This window comes from Kitasatospora sp. NPDC057518 (assembly GCF_042802075.1).
Classification (GTDB): domain Bacteria; phylum Actinomycetota; class Actinomycetes; order Streptomycetales; family Streptomycetaceae; genus Kitasatospora.
The window spans coordinates 1-1,211 of sequence record NZ_JBHVEU010000805.1; the positions used below are offsets into that span (position 1 = coordinate 1).

The 1,211-nt window shown below is 72.7% G+C and carries 1 protein-coding gene; it reads right to left on the minus strand.

The annotated features are described in order from the left end of the window. Nucleotides 1–39 precede the first annotated feature (39 nt). The gene (lgt, locus tag ACFU7Z_RS39515; protein ID WP_049651212.1) at nucleotides 40–1,110 is read right to left on the minus strand and encodes a prolipoprotein diacylglyceryl transferase; all 1,071 of its coding nucleotides are present in this window, start codon (nucleotides 1,108–1,110) and stop codon (nucleotides 40–42) included. Between the last annotated feature and the right edge of the window lie 101 nt (nucleotides 1,111–1,211).

Here is a 1,211-nt window from a genome sequence, read left to right on the forward strand (position 1 = left end):
GCCTCGCGAAGGGTGGCCTCAGCCGGGGGAACTCCCAGGTCAGATCGGGTTCTTGACGTCCTCGCCGGCCGTCTCGGCGGCCGGCTTCCCGTCCACGGGCCCGGCCGGCTTCCGCAGAACCGGCTTCCCGTCGGCCTTTTCCTCGGCCTTGCCGTCGGCCTTCTCCTCGGCCTTCCCGGCCTTCTCGGCCTTCTTGCCGCCCTTGCCCTCGCCCCGGGCGGCCTCCGTCGCGGCACCGCCCGTCGCGGCGGCCTCCGCCGCGGCGTCCCGCTCCTCCTGCGCGGCCGGATCGATGCTCGCCGGGTCCTCCCGCCCGGGCCGCTTCCTGCCCACGATCACGAAGTACGCCACCGCGCCCACGAACACCGCGATGGACACCCAGTCGTTCAGCCGCAGGCCGAAGTAGACGTGCGCGTCGTCGATCCGCAGCCACTCGATCCAGAACCGGCCCACCGTGTACGCGGCCACGTACAGCGCGAACGCCCGGCCGTGGCCCAGCGTGAAGCGGCGGTCCGCCCAGATCACCAGCAGCGCGACACCGACGCACCACAGCGACTCGTACAGGAAGGTCGGCTGGTAGACGCCCTTCACGACCTCGCCGTTGGGCAGCGTCTTGTCGATCTCCAGGCCCCACGGCAGGGTGGTCGACCGGCCGTACAGCTCCTGGTTGAAGTAGTTGCCCCAGCGGCCCAGCGCCTGCGCGAGGGCGATGCCCGGCGCGATGGCGTCGGCGTACGCGGGCAGCGGCACGCCCCGGCGGCGGGCGCCGATCCAGGCGCCGACCGCGCCCAGCGCGACCGCGCCCCAGATGCCGAGGCCGCCCTCCCAGATCTTGAGGGCGTCCCAGGGGTTCTTCCCCTCGGCGAAGTACAGGCGGCCGCCGTCGGTGATCACGTGGTAGAGGCGGCCGCCGACCAGGCCGAACGGCACGGCCCACACGGCGATGTCGCCGACGGTGTGCTTGGCACCGCCCCGGGCGACCCAGCGCTTGCTGCCGAGCCAGACGGCCACGACGACACCGAGGATGATGCAGAAGGCGTAGGCGCGCAGCGGGATCGGTCCGAGGTACAGGACGCCCCGCGACGGGCTGGGAATGTAGGCGATATCCATGGCAGTTCCGACGCTACAGGGTCCGAAGGCCCGCTCGGACACCCTTGGGGCCACAGAAACCGAACAACGGGCCGCGCCGCCGCCTCCGGACGGGGAGGGGC